Annotated in this window: 16 protein-coding genes; 8 read left to right on the top strand and 8 right to left on the bottom strand. The window is 59.7% G+C overall.

Annotation, left to right across the window (positions count from 1 at the left end):
* The first annotated feature begins 1,088 nt into the window (after positions 1-1,088).
* The 4 genes from ACEN83_RS27885 to ACEN83_RS27870 all read left to right on the top strand — a co-directional run bounded on the left by ACEN83_RS27885 (position 1,089) and on the right by ACEN83_RS27870 (position 8,543).
* Entirely contained in the window at positions 1,089-3,176 is a 2,088-nt protein-coding gene (locus ACEN83_RS27885; protein WP_256590019.1) for a cytochrome-c peroxidase, read from the top strand.
* A gap of 151 nt (positions 3,177-3,327) precedes the next feature.
* On the top strand, positions 3,328-4,620 hold the full coding sequence (locus ACEN83_RS27880) for a GGDEF domain-containing protein (RefSeq protein WP_116582270.1): 1,293 nt from the start codon (positions 3,328-3,330) through the stop codon (positions 4,618-4,620).
* An 85-nt stretch (positions 4,621-4,705) separates the two neighbouring features.
* Positions 4,706-6,502 (top strand): acyl-CoA dehydrogenase C-terminal domain-containing protein, encoded by a 1,797-nt coding sequence (locus tag ACEN83_RS27875; RefSeq protein ID WP_495578917.1) that lies wholly within the window; start codon positions 4,706-4,708, stop codon positions 6,500-6,502.
* A gap of 262 nt (positions 6,503-6,764) precedes the next feature.
* Entirely contained in the window at positions 6,765-8,543 is a 1,779-nt protein-coding gene (locus ACEN83_RS27870) for an acyl-CoA dehydrogenase C-terminal domain-containing protein (protein ID WP_495578916.1), read from the top strand.
* 228 nt (positions 8,544-8,771) lie between these two features.
* On the opposite strand, the gene ACEN83_RS27865 is transcribed toward ACEN83_RS27870, so the two are convergent.
* Positions 8,772-9,701: a LysR family transcriptional regulator gene (locus tag ACEN83_RS27865; RefSeq protein ID WP_116582267.1), complete on the bottom strand. Its 930-nt coding sequence runs from the start codon at positions 9,699-9,701 to the stop codon at positions 8,772-8,774.
* Positions 9,702-9,870: 169 nt separating this feature from the next.
* On the opposite strand from ACEN83_RS27865, the gene ACEN83_RS27860 reads away from it, so the two are divergent.
* From ACEN83_RS27860 to ACEN83_RS27845, 4 genes are all read left to right on the top strand, one after another.
* Positions 9,871-11,154 (top strand): aspartate aminotransferase family protein, encoded by a 1,284-nt coding sequence (locus tag ACEN83_RS27860; protein WP_495578915.1) that lies wholly within the window; start codon positions 9,871-9,873, stop codon positions 11,152-11,154.
* 252 nt (positions 11,155-11,406) lie between these two features.
* On the top strand, positions 11,407-11,763 hold the full coding sequence (locus ACEN83_RS27855; RefSeq protein ID WP_495580917.1) for a type II toxin-antitoxin system RelE/ParE family toxin: 357 nt from the start codon (positions 11,407-11,409) through the stop codon (positions 11,761-11,763).
* Positions 11,756-12,076, top strand: a complete 321-nt coding sequence (locus ACEN83_RS27850; RefSeq protein ID WP_007980317.1) for a helix-turn-helix domain-containing protein — start codon at positions 11,756-11,758, stop codon at positions 12,074-12,076. The genes ACEN83_RS27855 and ACEN83_RS27850 overlap by 8 nt, the downstream gene beginning before the upstream one ends.
* An 84-nt stretch (positions 12,077-12,160) precedes the next feature.
* Entirely contained in the window at positions 12,161-12,319 is a 159-nt protein-coding gene (locus tag ACEN83_RS27845; protein ID WP_003228885.1) for a YqaE/Pmp3 family membrane protein, read from the top strand.
* Positions 12,320-12,404: 85 nt separating this feature from the next.
* On the opposite strand, the gene ACEN83_RS27840 is transcribed toward ACEN83_RS27845, so the two are convergent.
* From ACEN83_RS27840 to pqqF, 7 genes are all read right to left on the bottom strand, one after another.
* On the bottom strand, positions 12,405-14,231 hold the full coding sequence (locus tag ACEN83_RS27840; RefSeq protein ID WP_495578914.1) for a S9 family peptidase: 1,827 nt from the start codon (positions 14,229-14,231) through the stop codon (positions 12,405-12,407).
* Positions 14,197-15,369 (bottom strand): pyrroloquinoline quinone biosynthesis protein PqqE, encoded by a 1,173-nt coding sequence (pqqE, locus tag ACEN83_RS27835; RefSeq protein ID WP_495578913.1) that lies wholly within the window; start codon positions 15,367-15,369, stop codon positions 14,197-14,199. Before pqqE ends, ACEN83_RS27840 begins: the two co-directional genes overlap by 35 nt.
* Entirely contained in the window at positions 15,341-15,616 is a 276-nt protein-coding gene (gene pqqD / locus ACEN83_RS27830; protein WP_007980311.1) for a pyrroloquinoline quinone biosynthesis peptide chaperone PqqD, read from the bottom strand. Before pqqD ends, pqqE begins: the two co-directional genes overlap by 29 nt.
* The gene (pqqC, locus tag ACEN83_RS27825; RefSeq protein WP_495578912.1) at positions 15,613-16,365 is read right to left on the bottom strand and encodes a pyrroloquinoline-quinone synthase PqqC; all 753 of its coding nucleotides are present in this window, start codon (positions 16,363-16,365) and stop codon (positions 15,613-15,615) included. The genes pqqD and pqqC overlap by 4 nt, the downstream gene beginning before the upstream one ends.
* A 136-nt stretch (positions 16,366-16,501) precedes the next feature.
* Positions 16,502-17,413 carry a pyrroloquinoline quinone biosynthesis protein PqqB gene (gene pqqB / locus ACEN83_RS27820; protein WP_495578911.1) on the bottom strand — a complete coding sequence of 304 codons (912 nt, stop codon included), beginning with the start codon at positions 17,411-17,413 and terminating at the stop codon, positions 16,502-16,504.
* A gap of 81 nt (positions 17,414-17,494) precedes the next feature.
* The gene (gene pqqA / locus ACEN83_RS27815; protein ID WP_003444522.1) at positions 17,495-17,569 is read right to left on the bottom strand and encodes a pyrroloquinoline quinone precursor peptide PqqA; all 75 of its coding nucleotides are present in this window, start codon (positions 17,567-17,569) and stop codon (positions 17,495-17,497) included.
* A gap of 157 nt (positions 17,570-17,726) precedes the next feature.
* Positions 17,727-20,156 (bottom strand): pyrroloquinoline quinone biosynthesis protein PqqF, encoded by a 2,430-nt coding sequence (gene pqqF, locus ACEN83_RS27810; protein ID WP_495578910.1) that lies wholly within the window; start codon positions 20,154-20,156, stop codon positions 17,727-17,729.
* Positions 20,157-20,179 lie beyond the last annotated feature (23 nt).

Here is a 20,179-nt window from a genome sequence, read left to right as displayed (position 1 = left end):
GATCCTGCGCAAGAGAAACGCAAAGCCGTGAATGTCGAATGGGGGCTCGATCCAGCGGATTCAGTGCCGGTGTAAGGTCGGCACTTGCCGTTCGGATGCTTTCACCTGCGTGCGTCGGCCGGTTACGGACGCAAACGCGAGAGACATTTCCTTGAGCCTGAGGGGCACATAGCAGTAGTCGTGCCTGATTGGCACAATTGCTTGTTAGCCAGCAAACATGCGGGCTGCGCTGAAGTTGGTGATATACACATAATTGTATGTTGTGTGGTTTACACCAAAGTAGGTGGGGATATACACCCAAGTTTGGAGATCTGTGAAAACTGTAGGTAAGTGTATCGACGGTAGTGGCAGATGAGAAGTGTTGCCTATTAAATACTACTAAGGTCTTAGGTGTGCAAGAGGGATGTTTAAGAAAGGGTGAGAAAGTAGTCTTGTGTGGGAGGTTTAAATAAAAAATAGCTAGCGCAGTGCAACTTGCGCGCGAATGGTTTGTTGTATGTCTGGTGGGTGTTTTTATTGGCTGGCGATGCGGAGTTGCGGGGTTTTTTAAAGTGCCGTTTACATCGCGGTGCTTGAAGGGGCAAATACTCTGCCAATTTCAAAAAAATGCGTCTGGTGTCGCTTTGCCCTTTAAAATATGGCTTTTTAGGTCGTTGTTGGCCGGCTGTTACTGGCTGTCCGGGGAATGTCACCCACTAATGGGTAAAGTTTAACCAGAACTGAGGGATAGTGCGCAGTTGCTGTAGTTAGTAGGGTTTCTTGATTCGATTAAATAAAAAAAATATTGAAATTTTCCTGATGAAATGTTTTGTTACGTCTAGAGTTTCGTGAAGCGCTACCCAGTGCTGCGAAATATCACTGTTTAAGAATGCCTGAGTCACGAGAGTGCTTTGCCAGTCAGGTCTCGCAATACCCATGTAACTTAAAGTTGGCGTGGTTGTTCGAGCGAACAGCAAGATTCATGGCGATGAGCTCATCTTGTAACAGGGTAACCGCGGAGGCTGACTACTCCGTACTGAATCGGGAACGTCGTCATGTTTAAGTATTTGAGCATCTTGCGAACCACCTGTTTGGCCAGGGCGATGGCGATGACTCTCTTCGTCACCGGCCTGCCTGTCATGAACGTTTGGGCCGCTGACCCGGTAGTGGTCGATCCGCCCGTGCCGGACGTGCCCACTCTGCAATCGCTGCGTGGGCTGCTCCCGCCCGACCCATCGGGAACCGAAGGCGGGCGCAAAGTCGACCTGATGACCGACTACGTGCTCAATCGCTCGGCGGCAGTGCTTCTGGGCAAGGCATTGTTCTGGGACATGGAGATCGGCAGTGACGGTTCCACGGCTTGCGCGTCATGTCACTTCCACGCGGGCGCCGATCACCGCACTACCAACCAGATCAACCCGGGTCAGGCGAACACTAACGCGAACGTCTCGTCGATCTTCAACAAACCGTTCACCGCCTCGGACATTCCGGGGGACGTGCCAAGCTACACCACCAAATCAGGAGGCAAGGGCGGTCCGAACTACCTGCTGAAGAAAGGCGACTTCCCGACCCATGTGCTGGCAGATCCCCTGGATCGCAATTCGGCGATTGTCTATTCGACTGACGATGTGATCGGTTCGCAAGGCGTGTTCGACGCCAACTTCGTCAAGCCTCGTCAGTCGCGTTTCGACAGGTGCATCCAGCAACCGGACGGCATCTTCCAGGTGGGCGGGATCAATGTTCGCCGCAGCACCGGACGCAACGCACCCACGGTGATCAACGCCGCGTTCAACGTGCGCAACTTCTGGGATGGCCGGGCCAATAACGTCTTCAACGGCTTCTCGCCGTTCGGCAATCGCGACCCTGACGCCGGGATTTTCGTGACTAGCGATCGCAGTGGCGTGGCGACCAAAGTCAGGCTGGCGCTCAAGGATGCTTCCGCCGCCTCGCAAGCGGTAGGTCCACCCGGCAGCCCGGTGGAAATGTCCTGCGGCGGGCGTACCTTCGCCGACATTGGCCGGCGCATGCTCGACACCTTGATGCTCAAGCAGCAGCGGATTTCATCCACTGATTCGGTGCTCGGGCCGGTATCCGGTGCCCGTCGGCCGACGTACCGTGAGCTGATCAAGAACGCGTTCCAGCCGCGCTTGTGGAATGCCACGCAGCAGGTCTCGCTGGGCGGCGCGCCATACACCCAGATGGAGGCGAACTTCCCGCTGTTCTTCGGACTGGCGATTCAGATGTATGAGTCCACGCTGATCTCGGACCAGGCACCGCTGGATGCCTATTTGCAAGGCGATCACACCGCCATGAACAGCCAGCAGGTCCAGGGCATGAACCTGTTCCTGGGCAAGGGCAAGTGCATCAGTTGCCACGGCGGCGCGGAATTGACCAACGCCGGCAGCCGCTTGCTGTTCCATCCTCGGGAACGTATCGAACGGATGATCATGGCCGACAACCTGACCACGCTCTATGACAACGGCTTCTACAACACCGGGGTGCGCCCGACCTCGGAAGACCTGGCACTCGGTGGCTCGGATGCGTGGGGTAATCCGTTGTCTTTCACCCGTCAGTACAACACCGTACTGAAGGGCGGCACGATCCCTGATCCACTGGACGTCGATGTGTGCACCTTCGAAGCGCGTTTGAGCCCGGCTATCCCCTGTGATGCGACGCTCAAGCCCAATGTCGATTTCCGCGACGCGGTCGATGGCGCCTTCAAGACGCCAACCCTGCGCAATATCGCGTTGACCGGCCCGTACTTCCACAACGGCAGTCGCGCAACGCTGCAGCAGGTCATGGAGTTCTACAACCGTGGTGGCGATCGGCGTGGCGAGGATGCCAGCAATACCAGTGGTTTCGAGCACCCGGCGGTCAATCAGCACAACGGTTCGAACCTCGACCCGGACATGACCCGGCTGAACCTCACCCCGGATGAAGTGGATGCGCTGGTCAAGTTCATGGAGGTCGGGTTGACCGATCCTCGGGTGGCGTGGGAACGGGCGCCGTTTGACCATCCTTCGCTGGTACTGCCGCAGGGCGAAAAGGGAGATGAAAACTCCGTCGGGCAAAAACCGGCCAGTCCGAAGATCACAACGAGGCAGGCGCAGGACGCCGACATCCAGCTCAGACCGGTCGGTGCCGAAGGTCGCACACGTCTGGAAGGTCCGCTGCAACCGTTCAACAACGACCTGTAACCGTATTTCCCCTCGCGCCACTGGCATCTGATGGATGCCAGTGGCGCCCTTTTACAATTACCTCAGTATTTCACTCAGCAATTCGGGGTTTCTGCCGTTACAGTAGTGGGCACATTGCCATCTATTGATCTGACGGGTCGGAGCTTTACCCTTGCCGCGCTCATCCGCTGTACGTTTCAGTCATTTCCTGCCGTCATTACTGCTGTTGCTGGCGGGGCTTGCGGCTGCTTACATCAAGGATCTGAACGTCTTTTTCACCTCGCTGTTCAACGTGCTGCCCACCCTGGTGTTGTTACTCGGCGGCGCCTATTGCGCGGTGTACCGACGCCAGCGTGAACTGTTTCTGATGGTCACGGTGTACATCGCCTACTTCCTGCTCGACACCCAGACCGACTATTACCGCGACAACGGCAAGGTGCGTGACGATGCCGCCGTGGTCTTTCACCTGTGTTGCCTGCTGCTGCCATTGTTGTTCGGGGTGTTCGCGGCGTGGCAGGAACGCACTCATCTGTTCCAGGACATGGTGGCGCGTTTCGCCGTATTGCTGGCGGTCGGCAGCGTGGCGCTGGGACTTGAGCAAAGTTATCCACACGCGCTGCTGATCTGGTTGTCGGAGATTCGCTGGCCCGCCTTGCATGGCGCCTGGATGAGTCTGATCCAGTTGTCCTATCCGGTGTTCATTGCGGTGTTTGTGCTGCTGACCTGGCAATACTGGCGCAACCCGCGACCGCTGCATGCCGCGCAACTGGTGGGATTGCTCGGGTTGTTCTGGATGCTGCCGAAGACCTTCATCCTGCCGTTCACGCTGAACATCATGTGCAGCCAGGTGATGCTGATGATCGCCGCCGCCGTTGCCCACGAAGCCTATCAAATGGCCTTCCGCGACGAACTGACCGGGCTGCCGGGCCGCCGTGCGCTGAATGAACGCATGCAACGGCTGGGGCGCAACTACGTGTTGGCCATGAGCGACGTCGACCACTTCAAGAAATTCAACGACACCCACGGCCACGATGTCGGTGACCAGGTACTGCGGCTGGTGGCCAGCAAACTGTCGAAAATCGGCGGTGGCGGTAAGGCGTATCGCTATGGCGGTGAGGAATTTGCCCTGGTGTTTGCAGGCAAGACCCTCGAAGAGTGCATGCCGCACCTGGAAGTCATCCGCGAGTCCATCGCCACTTACAACATTCAGCTGCGTAATCAGGAAAACCGCCCGCAGGACGACAATCAGGGGCGCCAGCGGCGAGCCGGTTCCGGCGCATCGAGTGTGTCGGTGACGGTCAGTATCGGCGTTGCCGAACGTATCGATCAACGCACCCCGGAAGAGGTGCTCAAGTCTGCTGACCAGGCGCTCTACAGTGCCAAGGGCGCCGGGCGCAACTGCGTGATGGCGTTCGGGCAGAACCGCCGTGGCGCCGTACGCATGGACGCCGCTACGGTTGAGTGATGATCGCGCATTCAGCGACTGGACATTGATTGTGGCGTAGTGTCGGCGGCAGTAGGTTGGAAAAAACTGCCGACGGAGAATGACCATGCCCGAGTACAAAGCTCCCTTGCGCGACATGCGCTTTCTGATCGACCACGTCTTCGACTTTCACAGTAGCTACGCCGAGCTGGGGGCCATCGATGCCAGCCCGGACATGGTCAATGCGATCCTCGAAGAAGGCGCGAAGTTCTGCGAAAACGTGCTGTCGCCGCTCAACCGCAGCGGTGATGAAGAAGGCTGCCATTTCGACAACGGCGTGGTCACTACGCCTGCGGGCTTCAAGCAGGCCTTCGCCCAATATGTCGAGGGCGGCTGGCATGGCCTGGCGGCGGACCCGGTCTACGGCGGCCAAGGGTTGCCGATCTCTCTGGGCCTGGTCATCAGCGAGATGGTGGGTTCCAGCAACACCTCGTGGGGCATGTACCCCGGCCTGACCCACGGTGCGATGTCGGCGATCCACGCCCATGGCACCGAGGAGCAGAAGCAGACCTATTTGAAGAAACTCACCGCTGGCCAATGGACCGGCACCATGTGCCTGACGGAAGCCCATTGCGGCACCGACCTGGGCATCATCAAGACCCGTGCCGTGCCAGCGGCCGATGGCAGCTATGCGATCTCCGGCAGCAAGATCTTCATTTCTGCGGGCGAGCACGACATGAGCGCCAACATCATTCACCTGGTGCTCGCCAAATTGCCGGACGCACCGGCCGGGACCAAGGGCATTTCGCTGTTTATCGTGCCCAAGTTCCTGCCCGACGCGATGGGCGAAGCGGGTGAGCGCAATGGCGTGTCCTGCGGCTCGATCGAACACAAGATGGGCATCAAGGCCTCCGCCACCTGCGTGCTGAACTTCGACGAGGCCAAGGGCTTTTTGATCGGCGAGCCGAACAAGGGCCTCAACTGCATGTTCACCATGATGAACCACGCGCGGTTGGGCACGGGCATGCAAGGTCTGTGTCTGGGCGAGGCGAGCTTCCAGGGCGCGATCAAATACGCCAACGACCGATTGCAGATGCGCTCGCTGACTGGCCCGAAAGCCCCGGAAAAAGCCGCCGACCCGATCATCGTGCACCCTGATGTGCGGCGGATGTTGCTGACCATGAAAGCCTTCAACGAAGGCAACCGCGCGCTGACTTACTTCACCGCGCAGTTACTCGATGTTGCACATCTGAGTCCGGATGAAACGGCGCGCCAGGATGCCGAAGACCTGCTGGCGTTCCTCACGCCGATCTGCAAAGCCTTCATGACCGACACCGGCCTGGAAGTGACCAACCATGGCATGCAGGTGTTTGGCGGCCACGGGTTCATTCGTGAGTGGGGAATGGAGCAACTGGTACGCGACTGCCGCATTGCGCCGATCTACGAAGGCACCAACGGCATTCAGGCACTGGACTTGCTCGGGCGCAAGGTACTCGGCAGCCAGGGCAAGCTGCTGCGCGGGTTCACCAAAATCGTCCACAAGTTCTGCGCGGCGAACGCCGGACATCCACAATTGGCCGGGTATGTGGCGCAGCTCAATCAACTGAATCAGCAGTGGGGTGAGCTGACCACCAGGGTCGGCATGGCGGCGATGAAAAACCCGGACGAAGTCGGTGCCGCGTCGGTGGATTACCTGATGTACAGCGGTTACATCATCCTTGGCTACCTGTGGTTGCGCATGGCGCTGGTGGCTCAGGCGCAGCTCGATGCTGGCAGCGGTGATACCGGCTTCTGCCGGGGTAAACTGGCGACCAGCGAGTTTTACTTCAAGCGTCTGTTGCCACGCACCACCGCTCATCGGGCGGCCATCGAAGCGGGGAGCGACTGTCTGATGCAACTGCCGGCCGAGATGTTTGCGCTCTGACACCTACCCTGTAGGAGCGAGCTTGCTCGCGATGGTCGTGAACGATAACGCGTAAACCAGATGTCCAGTGGCGCCTTGGGGTTTTTCGCGAGCGGGCTCGCTCCTACAGTTCTTATGTTTCGCCTCTCCATATCGCAATGACTAAAAATAACAAAATAGTCATGAGCTGACCCTATGTGTCACAAAAGTTGTTGAGGTACACTCCGACCCAACGAAACCACTCTTCCTGTGAATCACCTGTATAGATCTTGCGAGGTTTGCCATGGCTGACTACAAAGCGCCCCTGCGCGATATGCGCTTCGTCCTCAATGAAGTTTTCGAGGTCGCCAAACTCTGGGCCGAACTGCCTGCGCTGGCCGAGACCGTCGATGCGGAAACGGTCGAAGCCATCCTGGAAGAAGCCGGCAAAGTCACCAGCAAAAGCATTGCACCGCTGAGCCGTGCCGCGGACGAGGAAGGTTGCCACTGGGCAGACGGTGCCGTCACCACGCCGGCGGGCTTCCCGCAGGCCTATCAGACCTATGCCGAAGGCGGCTGGGTCGGTGTCGGTGGCGATCCGACCTACGGCGGCATGGGCATGCCCAAAGCCGTTTCGGCCCAGGTCGAAGAGATGGTCAACTCCGCCAGCCTGTCGTTCGGTCTGTATCCGATGCTGACTGCCGGTGCCTGCCTGTCGATCAACGCCCACGCCAGCGAAGAGCTGAAAGCCGCGTACCTGCCGAACATGTACGCCGGCATCTGGTCCGGTTCCATGTGTCTGACCGAGCCACACGCCGGTACTGACCTGGGGATCATTCGCACCAAAGCCGAGCCTCAGGCCGACGGTTCCTACAAGGTCAGCGGCACCAAGATCTTCATCACTGGTGGCGAACACGACCTCACCGAAAACATCATCCACCTGGTGCTGGCCAAGTTGCCGGATGCACCGGCGGGGCCGAAAGGCATTTCGCTGTTCCTGGTACCGAAGTTCATGGTCAATGCCGATGGCAGCCTGGGCGCGCGCAACCCGGCGAACTGCGGGTCGATCGAACACAAGATGGGCATCCAGGCGTCCGCGACCTGCGTGATGAACTTCGATGAGGCCGTGGGGTACCTGGTCGGCGAGCCGAACAAAGGCCTGGCGGCGATGTTCACCATGATGAACTACGAGCGTCTGGGTGTCGGAATCCAGGGCCTGGCCACGGGCGAGCGCTCGTACCAGAACGCCGTGGAATACGCCCGTGACCGTCTGCAAAGCCGTGCGCCGACGGGCGCGCAGAACAAGGACAAAGTGGCTGACCCGATCATCGTCCACCCGGACGTGCGGCGCATGCTGCTGACCATGAAAGCCTCGAACGAGGGTGGCCGTGCATTCTCCACCTACGTGGCCATGCAACTGGACACCGCCAAGTTCAGCGAAGATGCCGCCACCCGCAAGCGTGCGGAAGACCTGGTAGCCTTGCTGACCCCGGTGGCGAAGGCGTTCCTGACCGATCTCGGTCTGGAAACCACCGTTCACGGCCAGCAGGTGTTCGGCGGCCACGGTTACATCCGCGAGTGGGGCCAGGAGCAACTGGTGCGTGACGTGCGCATCACCCAGATCTACGAAGGCACCAACGGCATTCAGGCGCTGGACCTGGTCGGGCGCAAGATCGTCGGCAGCGGCGGGGCGTTCTACAACCTGTTCGCCGACGAGATTCGTCACTTCACCGCAACGGCCAGCGCTGATCTGGCGGAGTTCACCAAGCCGCTCAACGATGCCGTCACCACCCTCGACGAACTGACCGCGTGGTTGCTGGACCGGGCGAAGAGCAATCCGAACGAAATCGGCGCGGCATCGGTCGAGTATCTGCAGGTCTTCGGTTACGTGGCGTATGCCTACATGTGGGCCCTGATGGCCAAGGCCGCTTTGGGCAAGGAAGCGCAAGACGATTTCTACGCCAGCAAACTGGGCACCGCACGGTTCTATTTCGCCCGTCTGTTGCCGCGGATTCACTCGTTGAGCGCGTCGGTCAAGGCCGGTAGCGAATCGTTGTTCCTGCTGGATGCAGGACAATTCTGATGACGTAATGGTTTGTAAGCATTCTCTTACATAACGTGCTGCTGTTCTCCCATAGATGCAAATTGGATCCACAGCTAATCTACTTCTCATGGACGTAGCGCAGGAAGCGCAAAGCAACAACAGGGACACGTAGGATTCTGCCAGGATGGCGGAGTGAAATGGATGTCAGGGAAACAGTCTGCAAAGCCCCGCTTCGGCGGGGTTTTCTTTTGCCCGAAGAAAAGTTTCCTAGCTCAGCCCGTCCAGAGCCTGCGCGCTGTTCAAGCGTTCAGCGGGGCCATTGATTACTTCTTCCAGCAATGTCCGCAGCAAGGCCAGCGAGGCCTGCTGCCGTTGCACATCCCGACACACCAATCCGACTTTCAGTGGTACTCGTGGTTCGCTCAGGGGTTTCCACAGCAGTTCGTGGTTGCCATGGGTCTTTTGCGAGCGTCCGGGCAGCACCGTCGCCAGGCGTGTGTGCGGCAGGCTGTCGAGGATGCCGGCCATGTTGTTCAGTTCGGCTTGCACCTGCGGGCGACGTCCGAGGTTCGCCAGTTGGGTTTGCCAGATCTGCCGGATTTGAAACTCCTCGCCCAGCAGCAACATCGGCAGCTCGGCGGCCTGGCTCATGGACACTTTCTTGAATTCACGCAGCGGGTGCTCTGCCGGGATGACCAGGGTCAGTTCATCTTCGTACAGCATCACGCCATGCAGGCCAGGTTGGCGGGGCGGCAGGTAGCTGATGCCGATATCCAGAGAACCGTTGAGCAGTCGCCGCTCGATTTCCAGTCCGGTCAGTTCGTAGATCTGCACGACAAGATGCGGCTGCGCCTTGCGCACGCGTTCGAGCATCTGTGGAACGAGGCTGGTATGCACGGTCTGCAATACACCGATGGCCAGGGTGCGCAGCGCCTGCCCCTTGAAGTTGCCGAGCGCCTCCCGTGCCCGTTGCAAGCCATCGAGCAAAGGCAGGGCGTGGTTGTACAGCGTGTGGGCCGCGAGGGTCGGCAACAGGCGTTTGCTGTTGCGTTCGAACAGGCTCACATCGAGGTTTTGCTCGAGGTGACGGATTTGCTGGGACAGCGCCGGCTGGGAAATCGACAGGCGTTCGGCGGCCCGGCCCACATGGCCTTCTTCATAGACCGCGACGAAATAACGCAGTTGCTTGAAATCCATAAGTATTACTTATCGAAAATGCTGGGAAATCGAAATGGCTGTATGCCTTGCCTGAGCCTAGTCTAACCGCATTCACAGGGCTTACAGGGCCACAGAGCGCGATGAATACCCTTAGCTTCGATGGTGTTTACATAGGTAAGGCAAAAAACCTCAAAAGAGGTTGTATCAGATGAATCTGTTCAGTCTGCGCCGGAGTCCTCCCAGTCTTGATGATCTGGTCATGGACGCCTCCCTGCCTTCCAAAGACAACAGTCTTTCCAGCGAGTACTTGATGCCCGGTATCGAGCGGCCGAAACAGGTGTTTGTGCGCGGCCAGGGTTCATGGCTGTGGGACAGCGATGACCGTGCGTACCTGGATTTCTCCCAGGGCGGTGGGGCCAACAGCCTTGGTCATAGCCCTTCGGTACTGGTCAACGCCATCACTGCCCAGGCTCAATCGCTGATCAATCCGGGTTTCGGTCTGCATAACCGCGGCATGCTCAAACTTGCCGAACGCCTGTGTGCCAGCACCGGCAGTGATCAGGCCTACCTGCTCAATACCGGCAGCGAAGCCTGTGAGGCGGCGATAAAACTGGCGCGCAAATGGGGTCAACAGCATCGCGGTGGTGCGTCGCGAATCATTGTGGCCAACAACGGTAACCATGGCCGTAGCCTGGCGACGATGTCGGCGTCGGACAGTTCGACATTGGCCAACCGATTCGAGCCGCAACTGCCGGGCTTCAGCCATGTCCCGTTCAATGACCTTCCGGCTTTGCATGCGGCCGTGGATGAACGGACCGTCGCGATCATGCTCGAACCGATCCAGAGCGAAGCCGGCGTGATCCCGGCCACTGCGCATTACCTCAAGGGCGTCGAACGCCTGTGCCGTGAACTCGGCATTTTGCTGATCTTCGACGAAGTGCAAACCGGCATCGGCCGTTGTGGCACCTTGCTCGCGGAACAGTCCTGCGGGGTCACGGCGGATATCGTCGTGCTCGGCAAAGGCCTGGGCGGCGGCGTGCCATTGGCCGCGCTGCTGGCACGGGGCAAGGCCTGCTGCTTCGAACCCGGCGAGATGACCGGTACCCATCACGGCAATGCACTGATGACCGCAGCGGGACTTTCGGTGCTCGATACGATGCAGGACAAGGCTTTCCTCAAGCACGTCGCAGAAGCCGGTCAGCACCTGCGTGAAGGCTTGGGGCGTTTGGCTCATCGTTACGGTCACGGCGAGTTGCGCGGACAAGGGCTGCTGTGGGGGCTGACGCTGTCGGACGATTCCGCCGGCGCGGTCGTCAAGGCCGCGCTCTACGAAGGTTTATTGCTCAACGCCCCGCAACCCGACTGCCTGCGCTTTACCCCTGCGCTGAATGTCAGCAACGCCAACATCGATGAAATGCTCCTGCGCCTGGCGCGCGCCTTCTCCCGAGTACGCACCGCGCAATTGCAGTGCCGCAAAGGGATTGCCGTCTGATCCGACGCGCCCTGCACACATTCCCGAACCGTCTCGCGGTAATACGCACGCCTCACGCCTGACATTTTTGGTGTGGGGCGTTTTTTTGTGGCTGGTTTTTGCCAAAGGCAATTTCGGCTTGAGCGGTTAACCCATCAATGGCTTTCTAGCGTGCATCGGCAGGGAGTGCCGGTGCCAGCGATTGAACCTTGTTTCGTCGTTGGCTTTGAATTCCATACCACTGGGTGGTATGTTTTTGCGGAAGGGATACCTATGTCGCCGAGGCTGTTCAAGACAAAACGTTTTGCGATGCAGGCCGCCAAGGCCTGGATCGGTGATGACGAACTCCAGGAGGCATTCACCGAAATGCTCAATGGCCAGGCTGACAATCTGGGTGGCGGGGTCTGGAAGAAGCGTTTGAACGCCAATCGCCATCGCTCGATTATCCTGGCCAAGGGAGGTGCTTATTGGATCTATCAGTTCCTGTATGCGAAGAAAGATCAGAGCAATATCAGTCCCAGGCATTTGCTCGACTTGCGAGAGTTGGCCAAGACATATGGTGGGCTGACCGAAATGGAAATTCAGCGCCTGCTGGATGCAAAGGAGTTTGTGGAGATACCAAATGAGTAAAAAATTCAAAAGTGAGCTATCGGAATCGATCCACGAATCGGCCAGTGCCCTGTACGCCATCGGTGCAATCAGCAAGGCGACCATGCGTGAATTCGATGAGTCTTGTCTTGCAACGGTGCCGAATGCGATTCCCGCTGAGGAGATCAAGGCATTGCGCGAGCGCAACAATGTCAGCCAACCGGTGTTTGCGCGCTACCTGAACACCAGTGCTTCCACGGTCAAACAATGGGAAGCAGGGGATAAGCACCCCAGTGGCATGGCGTTGAAGTTGCTGAGTATCGTGCAGAAACACGGTCTGGAAATACTGGCCTGAGGAGTCGGGCTGAACCCTGACAAACGGCACAGGTCGATTAGCTGTAGGGCTCGAACGAGTCCACCCCAATCAGGAGCTGCCCCTATGGACTTTATTCGCATCATCATCGCCATCCTGTTGCCGCCGCTGGGTGTGTTTTTGCAAGTAGGATTCGGCGGAGCGTTCTGGCTGAATATTCTGCTGACGTTGTGCGGTTACATTCCGGGGATCGTGCATGCTGTTTACATCATCGCCAAGCGCTGAATTTTGCGGCGACAGGTCGGCCGCCTTCGCGAGCAAGCCCGCTCCCACAGGATTTGTGCAAACCACAGAACCTGTGGGAGCGGCTTCAGTCCACTGAATCCATCACCCGCCGATAAAACAACCACTCCTGCTCCAGCGCATGGGCCTGATTGCCGGCCTTGCGAAAGCCATGGCGTTCTTCCGCGTAGTAATGCGCTTCGACCGCAATGCCGTTGTCCCGCAGCGCCGCGACCATGTCGCGGGTCTGTTGCGGGACGACCACGGCATCCAGTTCTCCCTGAAAGAAGATCATCGGCACGCGGATGTTGCTGGCATGCAGCAGCGGAGTGCGGGCGGCGTAGCGTTCGGCGTCCAGCAGAGGATCGCCGATCAACCAGTCCAGATAGTCGCTTTCGAATTTGTGGGTCGCGCGCCCCAGCGCTACCGGGTCACTGACCCCATACAGACTGGCTCCGGCACAGAACACGTTGTGAAACGCCAGGGCGCAAAGCGTTGTGTAGCCGCCGGCGCTGCCGCCGCGAATGAAGGCCTTGTCGCCGTCGATCAGGCCCCGTTCGTTGAGGTAACTGACCACGGCGCAAGCGTCTTCGACATCCACATCCCCCCAGCTCAAATGAAGCGCCTGACGATAGGCTCGGCCATAACCGCTGCTGCCGCGATAGTTGAGGTCGGCCACGGCGAAGCCCCGCTGTGTCCAGAACTGGATGCGTGGATCGAGCATCGGGTAGCACGCCGACGTCGGGCCGCCATGGATGAACACCACCAGTGGCGGTTTCGCCTCACCGGTCATTGCCGGGTAGAAGAAGCCGTGTGCTTCGCCTGAGCCACTGGGGTAACGCAAGGTCTGCGGGCGGCTGATCCGCTCGGGAGGAAGCGGTGCGATGCCGCCTGCCAGCACCTTCACTTGCCGGTTTTGACGATCGATGGCGATGACGGCGGTCGAACTGACGGGCGACGCTGCAATGCAATAAATGAACTGCCCATCCATCGCGAGATGGCGGAAGCGGCTGTAGTCGCCGGTGAAGTCGGCGCAGGAGTTGCCGCCTATGCCTAAACGGCCAAACCCGCCTTCGGTCCAACTGGCCAGATAACTGTCGTCGCCCAGCGGCAACCAGGTACTGCCGCCGAGTTGCCAGGGTGCCGGGCCATGGTCGGCGTTGGCACTTGGCAATGGGCTCAGGTCTTTCCCGGATTCCACCCATGGTTGCCAGTAACCGCCGCGATCCGTCAGGCAATACAAGAGACCATCGGCATCAAACCGTGGCTGTTGCACAGACTCTTGAGCACCGTCGCCCGCCACACAACGCGCCTCGGCAAACCCGCCATGGGCGAGGCGTTCGGCAACCATCAAGCGGGTCGCTGTCCATGGCTGATCCGGGCGACTCCATTCGATCCAGGCCAGGCGTCGGGCATCAGGGCTCAGCGTCGGTGCCGCGTAAAAATCAGCACCTTCGGCCAGCAGATGGCGTGCGCCACCCAGCAGATCAATCGCCACCAGTCGGTGTTGGTCGCGATGCTCCTCGACCGCCAGCACTTGCCCGTTGGCGAACTGCAGATCGCCATAACGGCACGCACCGGACGTGAGCCTCGCGGGCGCATCGCCTTGCAGTGTTTGCCGATACAACTGCTGGTCGGCCTCGTTGACGAAAACGATGCCGTCGTCCGTCAGACAAAACGCGCCACCGCCATATTCGTACACCCGACTGCGCACGCTGAACCCCGGCGGCGTCAGGCATTTCGCTGTGCCTTCACGCCAATGCCAGATCCGGCACGCCGCGTCTTCGGGTCGGTACTCGTTCCAGAACAGGCCGTTTGGACCGACCTGCAGTTCGGCAAAATCGATACCGGCAGCCACGGCTTTGGCAGCGCTGAACGGTTCAGCTTTTGGCGATGAGGCGTGAGTTTCGTTCATTGCGAAAGGCCAGTTGGTCGATGGTCTGGGTCGCGTGTTCGGCTTCTTCGCGAGCCTTGAGGATCACGCCGTGTTGTGGCGACTTGCTGCACACCGGGTCGGCGTTGCTGGCATCACCGGTGAGCATGAACGCCTGGCAGCGGCAGCCGCCGAAGTCTTTTTCTTTCTCGTCACAGGAGCGGCACGGCTCGGGCATCCAGTCGTAACCGCGAAAGCGATTGAAGCCGAACGAGTCGTACCAGATGTGCTGCATGCTGTGGTCGCGTACGTTGGGAAACTGCACCGGCAGCTGTCGGGCGCCGTGACAGGGCAGGGCGGTTCCGTCCGGCGTGACTGTCAGAAAAATACTGCCCCAGCCGTTCATGCAGGCTTTCGGGCGTTCTTCGTAATAGTCCGGGGTGACGAAAATCAGCTTGCACGGATGCCCTTGGGCTTCCAGTTTGGCGCGGTATTCATTGGTGATGCGCTCGGCGCGCAGCAGTTGCTCCCGGGTCGGCAATAGCCCGACGCGATTGAGTTGCGCCCAACCGTAGAACTGGCAAGTGGCGAGCTCGACGAAGTCGGCTTCCAGCGCGATGCACAGCTCGATGATGCGGTCGATCTGGTCGATGTTGTGCCGATGGGTGACGAAGTTAAGCACCATCGGATAACCATGGGCCTTCACCGCCCGGGCCATTTCCAGTTTCTGCGCAAAGGCCTTTTTCGAGCCGGCCAGCAGATTGTTCACCTGCTCGTCGCTGGCCTGGAAACTGATCTGGATGTGATCGAGGCCGGCCTTCTTGAAGTCGCTGATTTTCTGCTCGGTGAGGCCGATGCCGGAGGTGATCAGGTTGGTGTAGAAACCCAGTTTGCGGGCTTCGGTAATCAGCTCGGCGAGGTCCTGGCGCACCAGCGGTTCACCGCCGGAAAAGCCTAGTTGCGCCGCGCCCATTTCCCGCGCTTCACGGAATACCTTGATCCACTGTTCGGTGCTCAGCTCTTTGCCCTGTTCGGCGAAATCCAGCGGATTGGAGCAGTAAGGGCATTGCAGCGGGCAGCGATAGGTCAGCTCAGCGAGCAGCCACAGCGGCAGGCCGACGTCCGGTTTGGGCGGCACTTGCACTGATGATTCAGGCAAGTTCGATCCAGTGCTGCGCACGGGCCACCTCCATGAATTGCTCGATGTCGTCACCGAGCTCGGGTACGCCGGGGAACTGTTGCTCGAGTTCGGCGATGATCGCCGCGACATCCCGTTCACCGTCAATCAAGCCGCCGATCAGTGCGGCACTTTCATTGAGCTTGATCATGCCTTCCGGGTACAGCAGCACGTGGCCTTTCTGCGCCGGTTCGTACTGGAAACGGTAGCCGGGACGCCAGGTCGGGGTCTTGCTGCGATCGAAACTCATAAGGTGATTCCTTTGTGCCAGACCCGTTCTCCGGTCACGCTGTGATACGGCGGGCGTTTCAGTTCGTAGGCCATGCTCATGGCATCGAGCATGCTCCAAAGAATGTCCAGTTTGAACTGGAGAATTTCCAGCATGCGCTCCTGGCCTTCACGGGTGGTGTAGTGCTGCAGCGTGATTGCCAGACCGTGCTCGACATCACGCCGTGCCTGACCCAGGCGCGTGCGGAAATACGCGTAGCCGGCCGGGTCGATCCATGGGTAATGCTGCGGCCAACTGTCCAGGCGCGATTGGTGGATTTGCGGGGCGAACAGTTCGGTCAGCGAGCTGCTGGCGGCCTCCTGCCAGCTGGCGCGGCGGGCGAAGTTGACGTAGGCGTCCACGGCGAAACGCACGCCGGGCAGCACCAGTTCCTGAGAGCGCAACTGATCCGGGTCGAGGCCGACGGCCTGGCCCAGACGCAGCCAGGCTTCGATGCCGCCGTCCTCACCGGGCGCGCCGTCGTGGTCGAGCAGGCGCTGAATCCACTCGCGGCGGATCTCGCGGTCGGGGCAATTTGCCAGAATGGCCGCGTCCTTCAGGGGGATGTTCACCTGATAGTAGAAACGGTTGGCGACCCAGCCCTGGATCTGCTCGCGGGTCGCCCGGCCTTCGTACATCGTCACGTGGTAGGGGTGATGGATGTGGTAGTAGGCGCCCTTGGCGCGCAGGGCCGCTTCGAATTCGGCGGGGGACATTGGGGTGTCGGTCATTGCGGTTCTCCGGTGCACAACCGTTGAAATCTTTGGTGTCTGGTCGGACGCCTTCGCGGGCAAGCCCGCTCCCACAGGGATTGTGTACACCACACATCCAATGTGGGAGCGGGCTTGCCCGCGAAGGGGCCCTCAGCTACAGCACAATACTCATGCCGTCATACGCCACTTCAACCTGGCGCCGATCCAGCTCCGCGCGCTCGGGCGAATCTTCATCGAGAATCGGATTGGTGTTGTTGATGTGGATAAGCACCTTGCGCTGCGTGGGCAGTTGCTCCAGCACTTCGAGCATGCCGCCGGGGCCGTTTTGCGCCAGGTGGCCCATCTCCCGACCGGTGCGGGTGCCTACGCCACGACGTTGCATTTCATCGTCATCCCACAGCGTGCCGTCGACCAGCAGGCAATCGCTGCCGGCCATGATCTCCAGCAGCGCTGCATCCACCTTGCCCAGACCCGGTGCGTAGAACAGTTTGCCACCCGTGTTGAGGTCCTCGACGATCAGACCGATGTTGTCGCCCGGATGCGGGTCGAAGCGGTGCGGCGAGTAGGGCGGTGCGGCACTGCGCAAAGGCAGCGGGGTGAAGCGCAGGTTCGGGCAGGCGGGAATGGTGAAGCTTTGATCGAGCTCGATGCGGTTCCAGTTCAGCCCACCGTTCCAGTGGGTCAGCATGGTGAACAACGGAAAACCGGTGCTCAGGTCTTCGTGGACCATGTCCGTACACCAGACCTGATGCGGGCAACCCTCGCGCAGCATGAGCAGGCCGGTGGTGTGGTCGATCTGGCTGTCCATCAGGATGATCGCGCCGATCCCGGTATCGCGCAGGGCCCGACCCGGCTGCATCGGGGCGAAGCCCTGGAGTTGGGCGCGGATGTCCGGGGAGGTGTTGCACAGCACCCAGTTCACGCCGTCATCGGAAATCGCGATGGACGACTGCGTCCGCGCCTTGGCCCGCAGGCTGCCGTCGCGAAAGCCTGCGCAGTTCGCGCAGTTGCAGTTCCACTGGGGGAAGCCGCCGCCGGCGGCGGAACCTAGAATCTGGACAAACATGGACGCTCCATCATTTCAACGCTGAAAATAAAACGCCTCGGATAACCGAGGCGTTGTGCTGCACATCTGCCAAAGCAGAGATTAGCGGCTTGCGAAGTACATAGTGACTTCAAAGCCGATACGCAGGTCGGTGTAGGCAGGTTTGGTCCAGGCCATCAATTGAACTCCTTCAGGTAGGTGGGACAGCGCTATCTATAGGTTTAGTCCACCTCAGGTCAGAGATGTTCCAAATAGTTAGGTTGCTATGTTACTCAAAATTTCAAAGAAATTGCCCGTGAAACTTTGAGAAAGCTCCTTACTGCCCCGGTAATGATCATTTTGCCGCTTGCCATGGCGCGCCTGGAGCTGAGCTGCTCGCTAGACAAAGCCAACCGCTCTCGGCCCGATTCAATCGCTGTGCTGCGACCAGCAGTTCGGAGCGCTCGATCAGCAGGATTGCCTCAGGCAATTGCGTCAGATAATCCGACGAGCGGCCGCCCAGCTTGCCCTGCCAAAGCAATTCCGCAGCCTGGGCAGTGGGCAAGGCAGCCTGGGAAAATTGCTCGGCCAAGGTCTGGCGCCCGGCGATGAATACGTTGTCGTCGAGGGCATTGATCAGTATTGGCAAACCGCTGAGGAACTGCTCGATGTGTTGCAGCAGATCTGCCGGCGCTACGTTCGGTGATTGCACACCGAACAGTAATCCGGTTGTCCCGTGAATCTGGCGCAGGGCGCTGAACACCGCATAGCCCAGTTGCAACTCTACTCGCAGGCGCTGATAGAACGGCGTCTGACAGAAGTGCGCAAGCAGACGCCACGCGGCTTCGTTGGCCAACTCCCCGGTTGCGGCAGGGCAAAACAGCAGCAGTGCGTGCTCGCTGGAATCGCTGTCGACGGCGTTCCACAGACGTTGTGACGGGAAGGTTGGCGCCGGGGTCAATTGATTGTCCGGCGTGCCGGGTATACGGCTCAAGGCCAAGCCCATGGCCGCTTGAGTCTGGGCGGACAGGCCAATCGCCAGACCATCCCAGCGTGCACTCGACCAGAGTTGCTGCGCATCGTCCGTGTTCGCGGTGTGCGCAAGGCAGTGATCGGGCAATGCCTTGAGCAATTGTCGAATGGGCATCAGTGCGACGCTTTCCGGCGCGGCTTGTGAGATTGCAGCGTCAGGTTGTGTCAGCTCTTTCAGCGCATGCTCCAGAACGCTGGGCATCGGCTCCTGCAGTCCGGTCATTTTCAGCAGCCATTCGTTGCCCGACGCGCCGAAGGAAACATCCACACCAGCCTGGCGCGCGTCTTCGCACAGCGCTTGCAGGTTATTTTCCAGGCGTGATTGAAGGGCGCTGGCGGGACTCGAGTCCAGGCGCCAGCGCAGATAAATCGCACCTTCCCCGCTGTTGTCCGGCAAGGCCTGGCTGAATTGCATCGGCGAACGTTCACGACGGCTGCGCGAGCGATCCTGGGCAAAGGTACGCAGGCCACGGTGGGCGCTGGTCTGGCCACGAATCAGTCCAGCGTTGGACGCGGGTGTTTCGGTGCGCAGGAACGGGTTGGGTGCGGGTAACTGCCATGGGCCGCTGAAGTTATCCACAGCGCCGATTTGATTGAGGATTTGCTTGAGCGCTGTAACGCCTTGGCCAGATAACCCGACTTCGCGTTGTTCGCTGTCCAGCCGGGCCAATTGCAAGGCACTGCTGACCTGTTGCTGGCGCTGGCTCAGGGTTGCGTATTCTTCGCGCAACGGGGTCCAGTCCTGCTGGGCAAAAAAGCTCAGCCAGTCCATAAGGCGTTCGTGAATCCCTGTTGCCGAGTCGGCGGCGGGCAGGGTGAATTCGATATGTAGCAAGGCTTGACCGGCGAACTGGTACAGCAACTGGGCTTTCAGGTGATCGGCCAGTCCGCGCTCTCGCAGGTCCGCCAACAAGCCACCGGGTTTTGCCGAATTCAGCCAGTGGCACAAGAATGCCAGCGCCTCGGCGCAAGACTCGGGCAGCGATTCGAGGGCGAACAGCCAATCCAGTCGCCGCGCTTCAGCCTGTTGATAACTTCTTTCTGAGCTTGACATCAGTGGTACAGGAGGGTGTTGCTCAATGCTTTCTCCCTTGGCGATGACGTTGCCAAACGCTTCAGCCAGCGTCCTTAGCTCTTCGAGGCTTTGCGGTCCGGCCAAGCTCAATGTCATCTGCCCGGTCTGGTAAAACCGCTGATAAAAATCCTGCAGGGCCTGCTGAAACTTGGGCTGCTCGACAGGCAGGGTGGCGCGATTGCCGGCATGAAAACCGCGAAGCGGATGTGCTTCTGCCAGTCCGTCGAACAGTGCAAATTGCTGTTGCGCCGCCGCATCCTGCGACCAGGCGACAAACTCCGCCTGCAACACTTCCCGTTCCCGCTGCTGATCGTCCGGATTCATACGCGGATGGGCGAGCATGTCTGACAGACGCTCCAGCCCACCGGCAAATGCCTGGGGTGGCAGTTCGAAAAAGTAGTCCGTGGTGCGCTCGCTGGTGCGCGCGTTCATCTGGCCGCCATGACTCTGGACGTAGGCCATCAACCCTTGCCCGGCAGGAAAACGCTCAGTCCCCAGAAACAGCAGATGCTCAAGAAAGTGCGCCAGGCCGGGCCACTCCAGCGGCACATCATGGCTGCCCGCGGCGACCCGCAACGCTGCTGCGCAACGCTTCAGATTCGGGGTATGACGCAGCGTCACCCGCAAGCCGTTGGCCAGGGTTTCAGTGTGGGGGCGAGGGTGATTCAGCGCGGGCATGGGCACTTCCAGAACAGTGAAGT

Source organism: Pseudomonas sp. Pseusp49, from assembly GCF_059491875.1.
The sequence above is the reverse complement of the archived record's forward strand: the minus strand, read 5'-3'. Positions and strand labels throughout refer to the sequence as shown.